This is a genomic window from Nocardioides flavescens (assembly GCF_009823805.1).
GTDB classification, from domain to species: Bacteria; Actinomycetota; Actinomycetes; order Propionibacteriales; family Nocardioidaceae; genus Nocardioides; species Nocardioides flavescens.
This window is the reverse complement of record NZ_WUEK01000001.1, coordinates 82,688-99,018: the sequence shown is the minus strand read 5'-3', so window position 1 is coordinate 99,018 and position 16,331 is coordinate 82,688. Positions and strand designations below refer to the sequence as shown.

The 16,331-nt window shown below is 73.4% G+C and carries 13 protein-coding genes; 7 read left to right on the top strand and 6 right to left on the bottom strand.

What is annotated here, in order from left to right; translation table 11 throughout:
• Positions 1 to 38: 38 nt before the first annotated feature.
• The gene (locus GRQ65_RS00465) at positions 39 to 2,000 is read right to left on the bottom strand and encodes a methyl-accepting chemotaxis protein (RefSeq protein ID WP_160874075.1); all 1,962 of its coding nucleotides are present in this window, start codon (positions 1,998 to 2,000) and stop codon (positions 39 to 41) included.
• A 145-nt stretch (positions 2,001 to 2,145) separates the two neighbouring features.
• On the opposite strand from GRQ65_RS00465, the gene GRQ65_RS00460 reads away from it, so the two are divergent.
• On the top strand, positions 2,146 to 3,078 hold the full coding sequence (locus tag GRQ65_RS00460) for an EamA family transporter (protein WP_202387024.1): 933 nt from the start codon (positions 2,146 to 2,148) through the stop codon (positions 3,076 to 3,078).
• 117 nt (positions 3,079 to 3,195) lie between these two features.
• Here GRQ65_RS00460 and GRQ65_RS00455 read toward each other — a convergent pair whose 3' ends face one another.
• Positions 3,196 to 3,537 carry a DUF1801 domain-containing protein gene (locus tag GRQ65_RS00455; protein ID WP_160874071.1) on the bottom strand — a complete coding sequence of 114 codons (342 nt, stop codon included), beginning with the start codon at positions 3,535 to 3,537 and terminating at the stop codon, positions 3,196 to 3,198.
• Positions 3,534 to 4,433, bottom strand: coding sequence for a LysR family transcriptional regulator (locus GRQ65_RS00450; RefSeq protein WP_160874069.1), 900 nt, complete (start codon positions 4,431 to 4,433; stop codon positions 3,534 to 3,536). Before GRQ65_RS00450 ends, GRQ65_RS00455 begins: the two co-directional genes overlap by 4 nt.
• 81 nt (positions 4,434 to 4,514) lie before the next feature.
• Here GRQ65_RS00450 and GRQ65_RS00445 point away from each other — a divergent pair, with 81 nt between their 5' ends.
• Positions 4,515 to 5,759 carry an MFS transporter gene (locus GRQ65_RS00445; protein ID WP_337191394.1) on the top strand — a complete coding sequence of 415 codons (1,245 nt, stop codon included), beginning with the start codon at positions 4,515 to 4,517 and terminating at the stop codon, positions 5,757 to 5,759.
• A 100-nt stretch (positions 5,760 to 5,859) separates the two neighbouring features.
• Here GRQ65_RS00445 and GRQ65_RS00440 read toward each other — a convergent pair whose 3' ends face one another.
• Positions 5,860 to 7,242, bottom strand: coding sequence for an aspartate aminotransferase family protein (locus tag GRQ65_RS00440; RefSeq protein WP_160874067.1), 1,383 nt, complete (start codon positions 7,240 to 7,242; stop codon positions 5,860 to 5,862).
• Positions 7,243 to 7,367: 125 nt separating this feature from the next.
• Between GRQ65_RS00440 and speB the strand changes: the two genes are divergently transcribed.
• The 4 genes from speB to GRQ65_RS00420 all read left to right on the top strand — a co-directional run bounded on the left by speB (position 7,368) and on the right by GRQ65_RS00420 (position 12,785).
• Complete coding sequence (gene speB / locus GRQ65_RS00435; RefSeq protein ID WP_160874065.1) at positions 7,368 to 8,372, top strand: agmatinase; 1,005 nt, start codon at positions 7,368 to 7,370, stop codon at positions 8,370 to 8,372.
• A complete protein-coding gene (locus GRQ65_RS00430) occupies positions 8,369 to 10,015 on the top strand; it encodes an amidohydrolase (protein WP_337191393.1) in 1,647 nt (548 codons plus the stop codon). Before speB ends, GRQ65_RS00430 begins: the two co-directional genes overlap by 4 nt.
• A 92-nt stretch (positions 10,016 to 10,107) precedes the next feature.
• Positions 10,108 to 11,556, top strand: a complete 1,449-nt coding sequence (locus tag GRQ65_RS00425; RefSeq protein WP_160874063.1) for an aminobutyraldehyde dehydrogenase — start codon at positions 10,108 to 10,110, stop codon at positions 11,554 to 11,556.
• Positions 11,556 to 12,785 (top strand): saccharopine dehydrogenase family protein, encoded by a 1,230-nt coding sequence (locus GRQ65_RS00420; RefSeq protein WP_160874061.1) that lies wholly within the window; start codon positions 11,556 to 11,558, stop codon positions 12,783 to 12,785. The genes GRQ65_RS00425 and GRQ65_RS00420 overlap by 1 nt, the downstream gene beginning before the upstream one ends.
• Positions 12,786 to 12,850: 65 nt before the next feature.
• Here the strand turns inward: GRQ65_RS00420 and GRQ65_RS00415 are convergent, their stop codons facing one another.
• Positions 12,851 to 13,795 carry a glycoside hydrolase family 32 protein gene (locus GRQ65_RS00415; protein WP_160874059.1) on the bottom strand — a complete coding sequence of 315 codons (945 nt, stop codon included), beginning with the start codon at positions 13,793 to 13,795 and terminating at the stop codon, positions 12,851 to 12,853.
• The gene (gene gabT, locus GRQ65_RS00410) at positions 13,792 to 15,126 is read right to left on the bottom strand and encodes a 4-aminobutyrate--2-oxoglutarate transaminase (RefSeq protein ID WP_160874057.1); all 1,335 of its coding nucleotides are present in this window, start codon (positions 15,124 to 15,126) and stop codon (positions 13,792 to 13,794) included. Before gabT ends, GRQ65_RS00415 begins: the two co-directional genes overlap by 4 nt.
• A gap of 160 nt (positions 15,127 to 15,286) precedes the next feature.
• On the opposite strand from gabT, the gene GRQ65_RS22035 reads away from it, so the two are divergent.
• The coding region (locus tag GRQ65_RS22035) for a HAMP domain-containing protein (RefSeq protein ID WP_202387022.1) at positions 15,287 to 16,331 on the top strand (1,045 nt) is incomplete at its 3' end.

Genomic DNA, 16,331 nt, shown 5'->3' with positions numbered 1-16,331 from the left:
GGGGCCTCGGCGCCCGGCAGACCCAGGCTGAGACCGGGTCAGACCTTGAACCGCCCGACGAGGGCGTGCAGCCGCTCGGCGGTGGCCGCGACCTCGCGCGCGGACAGGTCGGCCTGGTCCGCGGTGGTCCGCATCCCCTCGGCGGCCGAGGCGACCTCGACGATGGTCTCGGCGATGCCGCGGGTGGCCGAGGCCGCGCGGGTGACGCCGTCGGCGATCTCGCCGCTGGTCGAGGACTGCGTCTCGACCGTGGCGGCGACACTGCTCTGGATCTCGTCGAGCGAGGCGACGACCGAGCCGATGGTGGCGACCGAGCCCGAGGCCCGCTCGACGTCGGCCTGGAGGCGCTCGATGCGCTGGGCGATGTCCTCGGTCGCCTTCGCGGTCTGCACGCTGAGCTCCTTGACCTCACCCGAGACGACCGCGAACCCGCGTCCCGCCTCGCCGGCCCGGGCCGCCTCGATGGTGGCGTTGAGCGCGAGCAGGTTGGTCTGGTGGGCGATCGAGGAGATGGTCGCGACGATCGCGCTGATCTCGGCCGAGCTGCTCGACAGTGCCTCGAAGACGGTGCGGGTCGAGCGCGACGCCTCGGCGGCCTCGTGGGCGATGCGGGCGGCCTCGGTCGTGCTGCGGGCGATCTCGCCGATGCTGGAGCCGAGCTCCTCGGCGGCCGACGCGATGCCGGTGACCTCGCCGCTCGCCTCCTCCGAGCGCGACGCCGCGACGCCGGTGCGCTCGGCCGAGGAGCCGATCGTCTCCGAGAGCCGGCGGCTCGTCGCGTCGAGGTCGCCCGCGGAGCGGTGCAGGGTCTCGGCCTCCGCGCTGATCTGCGCGACCGTGCCGGCCACGGTGTCGACGAAGCGGTTGAACGCCGCCCCGAGCTCGCCCAGCTCGTCGCGGCGGCTCTCGTCGACGCGGCGGGTCAGGTCGCCGTCGCCGTCGGCGACGTCGCGCAGGCTGTCGCGCAGCTCGCGCACCGGACGGCTCAACCGGCTGCCGATCAGCCAGGTCAGCAGACCGCAGACCAGGACCGCGAGCACACCGAGCAGGATCGTCGTACGCGTCAGGGAGCGCACCGCGGCCGTGACCGCGCTCTCGGGTGCCGCCACCACCAGCGACCAGGTCTGGTCGTCGGTGAGCTGCACCGGTGCCACGACGGTCAGGGCCGAGGCGTCGAGGAACGGGTCGTCGACCACGTCGTGCGTCGCCTCGGCGTCGCCGCTCACCTGGGCGGCCATGGTGCCGATCGGGCCGTCCGCCGCCTGGCTCAGCCGGTCGGCCTCGGGGTGGGTGACGACGGTGCCCTGGTCGGTCATGAGCGAGGCGTAGCCGGCGCCGTAGGGCTTGATGGCCGCGAGCGCGGTGGTCAGGCCGGTGAGGGTCAGGTCGACGGTCACGACCCCGACGAAGCTGCCGTCGACCACGATCGGGGCCGTCGCGGTCGTCATCATCACGTCCTGGCCGTCGACCTCGTAGGCGTAGGGCTCGGTGACCGACGGCTGGAGGGTGTCCTTCGGGTCGAAGTACCACGTCGAGACCTCGGGATCGTCGTAGTCGACGAGGGGCGCGTAGGCGATGTCGGAGCCGTCGCGGTACCAGTACGGGATGAACCGACCGGAGGCGTCGCTCCTCGGGTCGTCGACGAACTCCGCGTCGCGGCCGTCGAGGGCGTTCGGCTCCCACGCCGTGCACATGCCGAAGTAGTCGGGGTGGGCGGCGAGCGTGTCGCGCACCATCTGGGACATGACCGTGCGCGAGGTGTCGCCCTCGCGCCGCATGGTCGCGAGGCTCGAGGCGAGCACGGTCACCGTGTCGAGCGCGCCGGTCAGGTCCTCGCGAACGGTGGCGGCGTACTCACCGGCCAGGGCGTCGGTGTAGTCCTCCGCCTGCCGCTCGCCGAGGGCGGCGCTGCGCAGGGCGACCACGGCCACCAGCGCGGTCGTGGTCACCACCACCATCGCCATCACGCTCGCCACCAGGCGTCCCTTGATGCTGTGCACGTCTCTCCCCGTCCGTGAGGCCCCACTTGGCACGTGTCGGTCAGCCCATCGGCCGGAGCGGGGCGGAGATGAGGGATTCGGGTGGGGGCGGCTCCGTCCCGGGGGCGGAGGGACCGGCACTGACAGGTCCCGCCAGACTGTCGCGGTGGGGAGCGAGGAGACCGACGACGGCGGGCGCGCGGGTCTGGCGCTGGTCTGCGGCGCCGGGGTCGTCTGGGGCACCATCGGTCCCGTCGTCGACGTCGTCGTGCGCCGCTCCGAGCTGACGGTGTGGACCGCCGGCGCCTACCGGGCGGTCTGGGCGCTGCTCGCCCTCGCGGCCGTCGTGGCCGTGCTGCGCCGGGGCGCCGCCTGCGCCCGGGTCCTGCGGCGCTCGGCGTCGCGCACCGCGGCCGTCGGAGTGCTGACCGGCGCCTTCCAGGTGCTCTTCTTCGTCTCGGTCGGAGCAGGCGGCGTCACGATCGCCACCGTGGTGGCCCTCGGGGTGGCCCCGCTGGCCCCGATGGTCCTGCGCTCGGCGCTGCGCCGCCGCCCACCGGGTCGCGGCGAGGTCGTGGCCGTGGTGTGCGCCGTCAGCGGCCTCCTGCTGGTCAGCCTCGGAGGCGCCGGGGCGACCGATCCGGCTCACCCCGGGCTGGCGGTGGCCGCCGCGGTCGGCTCGGGGGTGGCGTTCGGCCTCTCGGCCGAGGTGGCGGGCCCGCTCACCCAGGTCCACGACTCGCTCGCCGTCGCCGCGCTGTCGACCGGCGTCGCCGCGCTGGTCGTGCTGGTCGCCGGACTGGCGGTCGCGGTCCCCGGTGGCCTGCCCCTCGGCCCCGGAGACCCCGGGACCGTGCTGCTCGTCGCCTACCTCGGCGTCGGCACCATGGCGCTCGCCTACGTGCTCTTCTTCGCCGGGCTCCGGACGACGGCGAGCGGCACGGCCGTGCTCGCCGCCCTCCTCGAGCCCGTGACCGCGGTCGTCATCGCCGTGCTGCTGCTCGGCGAGCGGCTCACGGTCGTGAGCGCGGTCGGGGCCGTGCTCATCGTGGCGACGATCGCCTCGCTCGGCCGCCGGCCGGTCGTCGTACCGCGCTGAGTGCTCAGTGCTGGTCGAGGAAGGACGAAGTCCTGTCTCGTGACCACTCAGCCGCAGCGGGAGTGGTTTCGAGACGGTTGCCAGCGCAACCTCCTCAACCACCGGGGAGCGCGGCGCTCAGGAGCGGTTGAGCGCGACCGCCTGCCGCACGAGGTCGGTGAACGCCGCCTCGTCGAGCTCCTCGCCCTCACGGATGTCGACAGCGCGCCGGGTGCCCGCGTCGAGACTGGCGTTGAACACGCCCGCCGGGTCGGAGAGCGAGGCCCCCTTGGCGAAGGTCGACTTCACCTTGTCCTTGTAGGTCTCGACCGTGCAGATGAGCCCGTCGCAGGAGAACGTCGGCACGCCGTCGGGGTTGGTCGGCTTGCGCCACTTGACCTCCTCGACCACGTCGGGGTCGGCCTGGGTGATCAGGGTGCGCAACCGTGCGACGGTCGCGCTGCGCCAGTCCTCGCTCACGGTCCGGGAGCGTACTCCGCGCCGGAGCCCTCCGCCCGCGCCACGACGAAGGCCCGCAGGCGCTCCGCGGGAGCCGGCAGGACGCGCCGGCGCGACCAGGCGAGGCCGATCGTGCGTCGTGCACCGGGGGCGCGCAGCGCGATGCCGACCGTCCCGGACTGGCCGGCGAACGGCTCGGGGACGACGGCGATCCCCAGCCCGGCTGCGACCAGCCCGGTGATCGTCGCGAGGTCCTGGCTCTCGAAGGAGATCGGCAGCGAGACGCCGGCGGTGGACAGCAGGCTGTCGACCAGCGTCCGGAAGCCGAAGCCGACGGGGGTCGTCACGAGCTCCTCGCCCTCGAGGTCGGCCAGCGCCAGCCGCCGCCGGCCCGCGAACCGGTGGGTCGGGGGCACGACCACGACGAGGCGCTCCTCGGCGAGCGGGTGCCACCCGAACCGCTCGTCCACCCCGAACGACGTCACCGCCAGGTCCGCGGCGCCGGAGTCGAGGTCGTCGAGGATCTCGTGAGCCGGCTCCTGGCTGAGCAGCACCCGGGTGGCCGGGGCGTGGGCGTGGAAGTCGCGCAGCAGACCCGGCACCAACGAGGTCGCGATGGAGTCGAGGAAGGCCAGGCGGACCGTGCCCGAGTCGGGGTCGCGCAGCGCCGCGAGCTCGTCGACCAGCCGCGTCCAGCGCGCGGTGACGGCCTGGGCCGCCTCGACGGCGAGCGCCCCGGCCGGCGTGGGGCGCACGCCGTGCGGCGTGCGGACGAAGAGAGCCGAGCCGAGCTCCTCCTCGATGCGGGCGAGGGCACGCGAGAGCGTCGGCTGGGTGGTGCCGAGGCTGGCCGCGGCGTCGGTCACGTGACCGGTCTCGGCGAGGCGGACGAGCCAGGCCAGGTCGCGCACGAGCATCGGTCGAGCATACGTCTGAGGCATGGAACAGCGCCATGCGGCGCATTGGACGTATCGAGCAGCGCGACGCAGAGTGGAGGGGTGAGCGCAGACGTGGTGGAGCGAGTGGAGCGGCCGGCCGTGGACGAGGGGTACGACGCGGGCACGGCGGAGTACCGCCGCGTCGTGGTCGCCCTCTTCGCCGCCGGCATCGCCACCTTCGCGCTCCTCTACAGCACCCAGGCCGTGCTGCCTGACCTGGCGACGGCGTTCGGCGTCTCCGCCGCGGCGACGACCCTCACGGTCTCGCTGACGACCGCCGGGCTCGGCCTCGCCCTGCTGGTCGCCGGACCCGTCTCCGACCGCACTGGGCGCACGAGGCTGGTGCACCTGTCCCTCGGTGCGGCCAGCGTGGTCGCGCTGCTCGGCGCGCTCGCGCCGACGTGGCCGGTGCTGCTCACGCTCCGCACGCTCGAGGGCGTGGCCCTCGCCGGGCTGCCGGCCGTCGCCACGGCGTACCTGCGCGAGGAGCTGCACCCGCGCACCCACGCCCGCGCGGCCGGTCTCTACATCGGCGGCACCGCCCTCGGCGGGATGACGGGACGGCTCCTGACCGGTGCGGTCGCCGAGGCTGCGGGGTGGCGCTGGGCGCTCGCGTCGTCGGCCCTGCTGGCGGCGCTGTGCGCCGTCGTCGTCTGGCTGCTGCTCCCGGCGTCACGGCGCTTCGAGGCGGCGCCGACCGGGGCCCGGGCCACCTGGACGATGACGGTGCGGGCGCTCTCCGACCCCGCCCTGCTCAAGCTGTACGCCGTCGGCGGCCTCGCCATGGGTGCGCTGGTGGCCGTCTTCAACACCATCGGCTTCCGGCTCGAGGCGGCGCCGTTCCACCTCGGTCTCGGTGCGGCCAGCCTGGTCTTCCTGACCTACCCGCTCGGCAGCCTCAGCTCGGCGCTCTCTGGTCGCGCCGCCGACCGTTGGGGACGCCGGGCCGTGCTCCCGCTCGGCGCGCTCGTCGCCGTCGCCGGCCTCGCCGTCAGCCTCGTCGACTCCCTGCCGGTGCTCGTCGTGGGCATCGCGCTGCTGGTGACCGGCTTCTTCGTCGTCCACGGGGTGGCCAGCGGGTGGGTGCCCGCCCGCGCCCACGCCGGCGCGGTCAGCACGGCGCAGGCGGCGTCGTTCTACCTGTTCACCTACTACGCCGGCTCGTCGGTCTTCGGCAGCCTCGCCGGCACGGCCTGGAGCCTCGGTGCCTGGCCCGCCGTCGTCGGTCTCGCGACGGTCCTCATGCTGGTCACCGTCGCGCTCGCGGTGAGCCTCAAGCACTCCGCGTCACTGCTGGCCCGCTGACCTCGGGTGGTTTCGAGACGGCCGTAGCCGGCCTCCTCAACCACCGTGACGGTGGTTGAGGAAGGACGAAGTCCTGTCTCGAAGCCACTCGGCCGACGGGTCAGAGCAGGGAGCCGGCCTTGTCGAGGACGACGCGCAGGATCTGCTCGATCTCGTCGAAGTGTTCCTGGGTGGAGACGAGCGGCGGGGAGAGCTGGACGACCGGGTCGCCGCGGTCGTCGGCGCGGCAGTAGAGCCCCTCGGCGAACAGCTGCTTGGAGACGAAGCCGTAGAGCAGGCGCTCGCACTCCTCGTCGGTGAAGGACTCCTTGGTGTCCTTGTCCTTGACGAGCTCGATGCCGTAGAAGTAGCCGTCGCCACGGACGTCGCCCACGATCGGCAGGTCCTTGAGGCGCTCGAGCGTCGCGCGGAACGCGCCCTCGTTGTCGCGGACGTGCTCGAGCACCAACTCGTTCTCGAAGGCGTCGAAGTTGGCCAGGGCCACGGCGGTGGAGACGGGGTGGCCGCCGAAGGTGTAGCCGTGGGCGAACATCTCGCCGTCGGCCTGGAAGGGCTCCATCAGCCGGTCTGAGGCGATCATCGCGCCGAGGGGGGCGTAGCCCGAGGTGATGCCCTTGGCGCAGGTGATCATGTCGGGCTGGTAGCCGTAGCGCTCGGCGCCGAACATGTGGCCGAGGCGCCCGAAGGCGCAGATGACCTCGTCGGAGACCATCAGCACGTCGTACTGGTCGCAGATCTCCCGCACGCGCTGGAAGTAGCCGGGCGGCGGCGGGAAGCAGCCGCCGGCGTTCTGCACGGGCTCGAGGAAGACGGCGGCGACGGTGTCGGGGCCCTCGTTCTCGATCGCGATGGCGATCTGGTCGGCGGCCCAGCGACCGAACTGCTCGGGGGTGAGCCCGGCCGGCGCGCCGTTCTCCTCGGCGCGGTAGATGTTGGTGTTGGGCACCCGGAACGTCGAGGGCACGAGCGGCTCGAACTGCTGCTTGAGCAGCGGCAGGCCGGTGATCGACAGTGCGCCCTGCGAGGTGCCGTGGTAGGCGATGGTGCGGCTGATGACCTTGTGCTTCATCGGCTTGCCGGTGAGCTTGAAGAAGTTCTTCGCGAGCTTCCACGCCGTCTCGACGGCCTCACCGCCACCGCTGGTGAAGAAGACGCGGTTGAGGTCGCCGGGGGCGTAGCCCGCCACCCGCTGCGCGGCCTCGACGGCGGTCGGGTGGGCGTAGGACCACAGCGGCATGAAGGCCAGCTCACGGGCCTGCGCGGCGGCGGCCTCGGCGAGGTCCTCGCGGCCGTGGCCGAGCTGGTTCACGAAGAGGCCGGCCAGGGCGTCGAGGTAGCGCTTGCCCTGGCTGTCGTAGAGGTAGACGCCCTCCCCGCGCACCATCACGGGCACGTCGGCGTCGCGGTAGGACCCGTGGCGGGTGAAGTGCATCCACAGGTGGTCCTTGGCGGCCTGCTGGAGCTGCTGGGGGTCGAGCGTCATGCGCCCATGATGAGTGACGGGGCGGCGTTCTGGCAAGCGGAATCCGTTGCGTTGTGCGCAGATCACGACGGATTCCGCACCAGCGGGTGGCGTCGGGGACGGGATCGGCCTGGTAGACATCAGCCATGACCCGGTACGGCGCGCAGTTCGGACCCGACATCACCTTCCTCGGCGTCGACCCGGTGGACCTCGACGACGCGGACGCGCTGGCCGCCGCGGACGTCGTGGTGCTCGGGGCGCCGTGGGACGGCGGCACCTCGCACCGCGCGGGCACGCGGTTCGGGCCGATGGCGATCCGCTCGACCGACTACCTGCCCCACGACGGCTCGCGGCCGCACCTCGCGCTGCGCGTCGACGCGCTGCAGGACCTGCGGGTGGTCGACGCCGGCGACGTGCTGATGCCGCCGGGGGAGCGCGAGGTCGCGATGGCCAACCTCGAGGCCGCGGTGCACTCCGTGGCCAGCGCGGGGGCGGTGCCGCTCGTGCTCGGCGGCGACCACGCGGTCGCGCTGCCCGACGCCACCGGGGTGGCCCGCCACCACGGCTTCGGCAAGGTCTCGATGATCCACTTCGACGCCCACGCCGACACCGGGGACATCGACTTCGGCTCGCTCTACGGCCACGGCCAGCCGATGCGCCGGCTCATCGAGTCCGGTGCCCTGCGCGGCGACCGGTTCCTGCAGATCGGGCTGCGCGGCTACTGGCCCGGACCCGAGACGCTCGCCTGGATGGCGAGCGAGCGGATGCGCTCCTTCGAGATGACCGAGATCGTCGCGCGCGGCCTCACCGACTGCCTCGACGAGGCCTTCGAGATCGCGACGGACGAGTGCGAGGCGGTGTTCCTCTCCGTCGACATCGACGTCTGCGACCCCGGCCACGCGCCCGGCACCGGCACGCCCGAGCCGGGTGGCCTGTCGAGCCGCGAGCTCCTGGACGCCGTACGCCGGATCTGCCTCGAGCTCCCCGTCGCCGGCATCGACGTCGTCGAGGTCTCTCCGCCCTACGACCACGCCGACATCACCGCGGCCCTGGCCAACCGGGTCTGCCTGGAGGCGCTCTCGGCGATGGCCGTGCGCAAGCGCGGTGGTCTCGTCCACGACCCCGCCGGCCCGCTCCTGGAGGGCCGGTGACCAGCGGCCTGGGAGCAGGCAGCCCCGGCCCGCACGTGCTGTTCCGGGCCGCAGCCGTCTTCGACGGCCACCGTCACGTCGGGGCCGGCGACGTCCGGGTCCGCGACGGGCGCGTCGTCGAGCTCGGGCGCGGCCTCGACGCCGAGGGCGCCGAGGTCGTGGAGGCGGCGTTCGTCTCGCCGGGGTTCACCGACGCCCACGTGCACCCGGTCCAGGGCGGGCTCGAGCGGCTGCGCTGCGACCTGTCCGAGCTCTCGACGCGCGAGGAGTACCTCACCGCTGTCTCGTCGTACGCCGCCGCGCACGACGGTCCGTGGATCCTCGGCGGCGGCTGGTCGATGCCGGCCTTCCCGGGCGGCACGCCCACGGCGGCCGACCTCGACACGGTGGTCGCGGACCGGCCGGTGCTGCTGCCCAACCGCGACCACCACGGGGCGTGGGTCAACACCCGCGCGCTCGAGCTCGCCGGCATCGACGAGCACACGCCGGACCCGCCCGACGGGCGCATCGAGCGCGACGCCGACGGCCGCCCGACCGGCACCCTCCACGAGGGGGCGACCGCGCTGGTGAGCCGGCTCGCCCCGCAGGCCACCGCCGAGGACTACCGCGCCGCGCTGCTCGAGGGGCAGCGCTACCTCCACTCGCTCGGGGTGACCGCCTGGCAGGACGCGATCGTCGGCGACTACGCCGGGATCGACGACGCGGGCGCGACCTACCTCGCCGCCGCGCGCAGCGGCGAGCTGCTCTCGCACGTCGTCGGGGCGCTGTGGTGGGACCGCACGCGCGGCGTCGAGCAGGTCGCGGACCTGGTGGCCCGGCGCGAGGAGCTCAGCCACGGCCGGTTCCACCCGACGACGGTCAAGGTCATGCAGGACGGCGTCGCCGAGAACGGCACCGCCGCGATGCTCGCGCCCTACCTCGACCGGTGCGGTCACGCGACGACCAACGCCGGTCACTCCTTCGTCGACGCGGCGCTGCTGCGCGAGGCGCTGCCGGCGCTCGACGCGGCGGGGTTCCAGGTGCACGTGCACGCCATCGGCGACCGGGGTGTGCGCGAGGCGCTCGACGCCTTCACGGGCACCGACCCGGCGACGCGGGCGGAGCGCCGCCACCACCTCGCGCACCTGCAGGTGGTGCACCCCGACGACGTGCCCCGCTTCGCCGAGCTCTCGGTGGCGGCCAACTGCCAGGCCCTGTGGGCCTGCTGGGACGAGCAGATGGTCGACCTCACCTGGGACGTGCTGGGGGAGGAGCGGGCCGGCTGGCAGTACCCCTTCGGCGACCTCCACCGCTCCGGCGCGCGCCTCGTGATGGGCAGCGACTGGCCGGTCTCGACGCCCGACCCGCTGGCGGCGATCCACACGGCGGTCACGCGCACGGCGTACGGCGAGCCGGGGCGCGCGGGGGAGGAGGTGTTCCTGGCCGACCAGGCGGTGCCGCTCGAGGTCGCGTTCGCGGCGTACACCTCGGGCAGCGCGTGGGTCGACCACCGCGACCGGCTCGACGGTGCGGGGGTGCTCGCCCCCGGCGCGGCCGCCGACCTCGTCGTGCTCGACCGCGACCCGTTCGCCGGTCCGGTCGAGGAGATCGGGGCGGCGCGGGTCGTCTCGACCTGGATCGACGGACGCGTCGTCTGGTCCTGATCGAGCGTCAGAACGCCGATCGACCGACGGATCCAGTGCCGATCTGGACCTGGGGCTGCCGAAACCGTCGCACGAGGCCCTAGGCTGCGGCCATGACCGACTCCGCCGGCCAGACCATCTTCCACAACCTCGTCGACGGCGAGGTCGTCGACGCCGTCTCCGGTGCGACGTACGACGTCGTCGACCCGACCACCGGCGAGACCTACGCCACCGCTCCGATGTCGGGCGCCGAGGACGTCGACCGGGCCTACGCCGCCGCGGCGCGGGCCTTCGAGACCTGGGGGCTCACCACGCCGCAGGAGCGGGCCAACGCCCTGCTGCGCATCGCCCGCTCGATCGAGGACCGGATCGAGGAGATCAACGAGGTCGAGTGCCGCGACACCGGCAAGCCGCGCGCGGTGACGATGGCCGAGGAGATGCCCTACGCCTCCGACCACTTCAACTTCTTCGCCGGCGCCTCGCGGGTGCTCGAGGGGCGGTCGGCGGGGGAGTACATGGCCGACCACACCTCGTGGGTCCGGCGCGAGCCGGTGGGCGTCGTCGGTCAGGTGACGCCGTGGAACTACCCGCTCATGATGATGATCTGGAAGATCGCGCCCGCGCTCGCTGGCGGCAACACCATCGTGCTCAAGCCGAGCGACACCACGCCGGCGAGCTCGACGCTGCTGGCCCAGATCTGCGCCGAGCACCTGCCGCCCGGCGTGCTCAACGTCGTGTGCGGCGACCGCGACACCGGTCGCGCGCTGGTGTCGCACAAGACCCCGCAGATGGTCGCGATCACCGGCTCGGTGCGCGCCGGCATGGAGGTCGCGGCCTCCGCGGCGACCGACCTCAAGCGGGTCCACCTCGAGCTCGGCGGCAAGGCGCCGGTCGTGGTCTTCGAGGACGCCGACCTCGCGGCCGCCGCCGAGGGGATCGCCGGCGCGGGCCTGTTCAACGCCGGCCAGGACTGCACCGCGGCCACCCGGGTGCTGGTCGCGGACGCGGTGCACGACGAGTTCGTCGCGGCGCTCGCCGAGGCCGCCCGCGCGATGCCGACCGGTGACCCGACCGCCGAGGACACCTACTACGGCCCCCTCAACAACCAGGCCCAGTTCGACCGGGTCGCGGGGATGGTCGACCGGCTCCCCGACCACGCCAGCGTCGAGACGGGCGGGTCGCGCCACGGGTCGGTGGGCTACTTCTACGAGCCGACGGTGCTGTCCGGGCTGCGCCAGGACGACGAGCAGATCCAGACCGAGATCTTCGGCCCCGTCATGACGGTGCAGCGCTTCTCCGACGAGGCCGAGGCCCTGCGCTGGGCCAACGGCGTCGACTACGGCCTGGCCTCCAGCGTCTGGACCAGAGACCACGCGCGGGCCCTGCGGATGTCGCGGCGCCTCGACTTCGGCGTCGTGTGGATCAACACCCACATCCCGTTCGTCTCGGAGATGCCGCACGGCGGGTTCAAGCACTCGGGCTACGGCAAGGACCTGTCGATGTACGGCCTCGAGGACTACACCCGCATCAAGCACGTCATGAGCTACCTGGGGGAGTCCTGATGCGCATCCTGCTCGTCGGTGCCGGCGGGGTGGGCGGCGCCTTCGGCGCCATCGCCGCTCGCCGCGACTTCTACGAGGCGATCGTCGTCGCCGACTACGACCTGGCCAAGGCCGAGCGGGCCGCCGAGGCCGACGCCCGGTTCAGCGCCGCGCAGGTCGACGCCTCGAGCGCGGACGCCGTGGCCGCGCTCTGCCGCGAGCACCGCATCACCCACGTGATGAACGCCGTCGACCCGGTCTTCGACATGCCGGTCTTCGAAGGCGCCCTCGCCGCCGGCGCGGACTACCTCGACATGGCGATGTCGCTGTCGCGGCCGCACCCCGAGACGCCGTACGAGACGCCGGGGGTCAAGCTCGGCGACGAGCAGTTCGCCGCCGCCGCGCAGTGGGAGGAGGCGGGTCGGCTCGCCCTCGTCGGCATCGGCGTCGAGCCCGGGCTCTCGGACGTGTTCGCGCGCTACGCCGCCGACCACCTCTTCGCCGAGATCGACGAGCTCGGCACCCGCGACGGGGCCAACCTGGTCGTGCGGGACGAGGACGGCCACGAGATCTTCGCGCCGTCGTTCTCGATGTGGACCACGATCGAGGAGTGCCTCAACCCGCCGATCGTGTGGGAGGACGGCGCCTGGCACACGACCGCGCCGTTCAGCGAGCCGGAGGTCTTCGACTTCCCCGAGGGCATCGGCCCGGTCGAGTGCGTCAACGTCGAGCACGAGGAGGTGCTCCTCATGCCGCGCTGGGTCGAGTGCCGCCGCGCGACGTTCAAGTACGGCCTCGGCGAGGAGATGATCAACGTCCTGCGCGTGCTCCACACCCTCGGCCTCGACTCGACCGAGAAGGTGCGGGTCAAGGGCGTCGAGGTCAGCCCGCGCGACGTCGTCGCCGCCGTGCTGCCGGACCCGGCGACCATCGGGCCGCGGATGACCGGCAAGACCTGCGCCGGCCTCTGGGTCACCGGCACCGGCAAGGACGCGGACGGCAACCCCACCGGCCCGCGCTCGACGTACCTCTACCACGTCGTCGCCAACGAGTGGACGATGCGGGAGTACGGCCACCAGTGCGTGGTCTGGCAGACCGCGGTCAACCCGGTCGTGGCGCTGGAGCTGCTCGCGCGGGGTACCTGGTCGGGCACGGGCGTGCTCGGACCGGAAGCGTTCGACGCCGTCCCCTTCCTCGAGCTGCTGACGGAGTACGGCAGCCCGTGGGGGATCCAGGAAGTCTCGGGGTGACGGGCCGGCGCGCGGGGTCTGTGGGGGGTTGCGCGCGCCGGTCTCTCTCCGGTCTCGTCCCGGTGTCAGGGCGCCGGGACGGTGAGGGCCTCGATGCCGTCGGGCCCGAACCGCTCGACGACCCCGTCGTCGTGCACCTCGAGCACCCCGTCGCGCTCCACCACGGGTACGCCGGCCGGCGGGTGCGCGACGAGCCGTCCGTCCTCGAGCGTGAGCGACATCGGCAGCGAGGTGGCGCCGACCTCGCGCAGCCAGGTGACCAGGCCGGGTCGGCCGTCCCGGTGGGTGAACGCCGCGCCGGCGTAGTGCAGGCCGTGGCTGAACCGGCGCCAGGGGCCGTCGTCGATGCGGTAGGCGAGGTGGTGCAGCCGCTCGGGCTCCCAGACCGAGACGAGCAGCACGTCGTGGCCGTCGATCGACCACCACTGGGGGCACTCCCAGGCGTGACCGGTGTAGTCACCCAGTCCGTCGGCACCGGCCTCGGGAGAGCGCTGCGCCAGCACCTCCGGTGACGACCAGGTCGCGAGGTCGTCTGAGGTGCAGACCCAGATCGTCGCCGCGTCGGCGGTCGCGCCGCCGACCAGCATCCGCCACCCGTCGCCGTACCGGTGCACGAACGGGTCGCGGAAGTGGGTGGCCCCGGGTGGGGTCGCGACGACGACGTCCTCCTTGCGCCAGGTGCGCCAGTCGTCGTCGAGCGGCACCGCGCGGCGCACGCGCCCGTGGTCGAGGAGCGGCTCGTCGACCGCGGTGTAGAACGCCACGCCGCCCGCGACCGAGCCCGACCAGCACCCGTCCTCCCCGTCACCGGGTGTCAGCGCGATCGGCTGTGGCTCCCAGGTGAGCAGGTCGGTGCTCGTGGCGTGGCCCCAGTGGCAGTCCGATCGCCACGTGGGCGAGCCCGGGACGTGCTGGAAGAACAGGTGGTACCGACCGTCGTGCCAGGTGAGCCCGTAGGGATCGTTGACCCAGCCGTCGGCGGGCTGATGGTGGAAGCGCAGGGCGCTCATGCAGTCGCGGCGAACGCCTCGGCCACGACGTCGAGCGCCTCCTCGAGCAGTGCGTCCGAGATGGCGAGCGGCGGCAGGAACCGGATGACGTTGCCCCAGGTGCCGCAGGTGAGGGTCACGACGCCGGCGCGGTGGCAGGCCGACGACACCGCGGCCGTGCGGGCGGCGTCGGGGGTCGTGGTGCCCGGCTCGCAGAGCTCGATCGCCATCATCGCCCCGCGGCCGCGGACGTCGGCGATCACCGGGTGGGTCTCGGCGAGCGCGCGCAGGCGGCGCTCGAGCACCGCGCCCAGCTCACGCGCCCGGCCGACGAGGTCGTGGCTGCGCATCTCCTCGATCGCCCCGAGCCCGGCGGCGCAGGCGACCGGGTTGCCGCCGTAGGTGCCGCCCAGACCCCCGACGTGCACGGCGTCCATCAGCTCCGCGCGACCGGTCACCGCGGCGAGCGGCAGACCGCCGGCCAGCCCCTTGGCCAGGGTCACGAGGTCGGGCACCACGCCCTCGTCGTCGCAGGCGAACCAGTCGCCGGTGCGGCAGAAGCCCGTCTGGATCTCGTCGGCGAGCAGGAGCACGCCGTGCTCGCGCGCCCACGCGGCGAGCGCGGGCAGGAAGCCCGGCGCCGGCACCACGAAGCCGCCCTCGCCCTGGATCGGCTCGATGGCCACGCACGCGAGGTTGTCGGCGCCGACCTGCTTCTCCAGCACGTCGATCGCGCGGGCCGCGGCCTCGGGCCCGGAGAGGCCGTCGCGCAGCGGGTAGGACATCGGCGCGCGGTAGACCTCGCCGGCGAAGGGTCCGAAGCCGTTCTTGTACGGCATGTTCTTGGCCGTCATGGCCATCGTGAGGTTGGTGCGGCCGTGGTAGGCGTGGTCGAAGACCGCCACCGCGTCGCGGCCGGTCGCGACGCGCGCGATCTTGACGGCGTTCTCGACCGCCTCGGCGCCGGAGTTGAACAGCGCCGACTTCTTGGCGTGGTCGCCGGGGGTCAGCTCGGCGAGCTGCTCGCACACGTCGACGTAGCCGTCGTAGGGCGTCACCATGAAGCAGGTGTGGGTGAACGCCGCGACCTGCTCCTGCACGCGGCTGACGACACCGGGGGCGGCGTTGCCGACGCTGGTGACGGCGATGCCGGAGCCGAGGTCGATGAGCGAGTTGCCGTCGACGTCGAGGAGCACCCCGCCCCCCGCGGCGACCACGAAGACCGGCAGCGTCGTGCCGACCCCGTCGGCGACGTGCGCCTTCTTCCGGTCGAGGCGGGCCATCGACTCCGGCCCGGGGATCTCGGTGACGAGAGAGCGCTGCTGGGGGAGTGCGGGGCCGCCGGTCTGCATGCCCGCGAACCTACTCGCCCGAGGCCCGCGACGGCAGGCCCGAACCTGCGTCAGGGCCGTCCTGCGGTCTGGTCCGCCTCCGTCCGGTGTGGGGCACACCGCTCAGGTGGGGGTTTTCCGGGCCGAAGAGGAAGGTCACTTCTGCGCTCGGAGGAACACCGTGGTCCGACTCGTCTCCCGCCTGAGCATCGGACGGCGCCTCGGCGCGACGTTCGCCGTGCTCATCCTGCTCCTCGTCGTGCTCGCCGGCGTCTCGCTGTCGGGGCTCGGCCAGATGAGCGAGGCGCGCCGGGAGGTCGCCCGCCAGGCCGCGCTGGTCGAGGCGGTGATGCAGGTGAAGTACCGCGCCGCGGACTTCAACGGCTGGCAGACGGCCTACGCCCTCGACGTCGCGACGGGTCCCTCGGACGACCCCGGGGCGGCGGTGGAGGGCGACTCGCGCGCCAGCTTCGTCGCCTCGGCGGCGGCGTTCGAGGACGAGCTCGCGACGGCGACGCGTCTCGCCACCGACGACGGTGAGCGCCGGCAGCTCGCGGCGATCGGCTCGACGTTCGAGGAGTTCATGAGCGTCGACGCGCAGATCGTCGAGCTCTACGGCACCGGGCTGTCTATGAAGGTCGCCCAGGCCGACAAGCTGGTCCTGGTCGACGAGATCGAGCTGTTCCAGTCCATCTCCGACCAGGTCGACGCGCTGGTCGAGGACGCGCACGGCGCGCTGGCAGCCGCCGGCGCCGCCCCCGAGGCGAGCGCGGCCCAGGAGACGGCGACCCGCACGGTGCTCGCGCTCGCTGTGGTCGCGGCGCTGCTGGCCGCGGCGCTCGCGCTCGTCATCACCCGCTCGCTCACCGGGCCGATCGCCTCGCTCCGTGGGCGGCTGCGGCAGCTGGCGGAGGGCGATCTCGTCACCGAGGTCGACAGCGACGGCACCGACGAGCTGGCCGTGATGGGCCGCGACCTCGGTCGGGCCATCGCCACGATGCGCACCTCGGTCGGCGCGATCCACCGGCACTCCGTCACGCTCGCGTCGGCCGCCGGGCAGCTGTCGGCGTCGTCGCAGCAGATCGCGGCCGGTGCCGAGGAGACCTCGGTGCAGGCCGGGGTGGTCTCGGGTGCGGCCGAGGAGGTCTCGCGCAACGTCTCGACGGTCGCGGCGGGTGCCGAGCAGATGGGTGCCTCCATCCGCGAGATCGCGCACTCCGCCAACG

What these genes read in the sequence shown, in the direction of transcription:
- GRQ65_RS00450 (WP_160874069.1), bottom strand. Translation starts at nt 4,433, where the DNA reads ATGCTCGTGCGCGACCTGGCCTGGCTCGTCCGCCTCGCCGAGACCGGT.
- GRQ65_RS00440 (WP_160874067.1), bottom strand. Translation starts at nt 7,242, where the DNA reads ATGACGCTCGACCCCCAGCAGCTCCAGCAGGCCGCCAAGGACCACCTG.
- speB (WP_160874065.1), top strand. Translation starts at nt 7,368, where the DNA reads ATGACCCGGTACGGCGCGCAGTTCGGACCCGACATCACCTTCCTCGGC.
- gabT (WP_160874057.1), bottom strand. Translation starts at nt 15,126, where the DNA reads ATGCAGACCGGCGGCCCCGCACTCCCCCAGCAGCGCTCTCTCGTCACC.
- GRQ65_RS00420 (WP_160874061.1), top strand. Translation starts at nt 11,556, where the DNA reads ATGCGCATCCTGCTCGTCGGTGCCGGCGGGGTGGGCGGCGCCTTCGGC.
- GRQ65_RS00415 (WP_160874059.1), bottom strand. Translation starts at nt 13,795, where the DNA reads ATGAGCGCCCTGCGCTTCCACCATCAGCCCGCCGACGGCTGGGTCAAC.
- GRQ65_RS00425 (WP_160874063.1), top strand. Translation starts at nt 10,108, where the DNA reads ATGACCGACTCCGCCGGCCAGACCATCTTCCACAACCTCGTCGACGGC.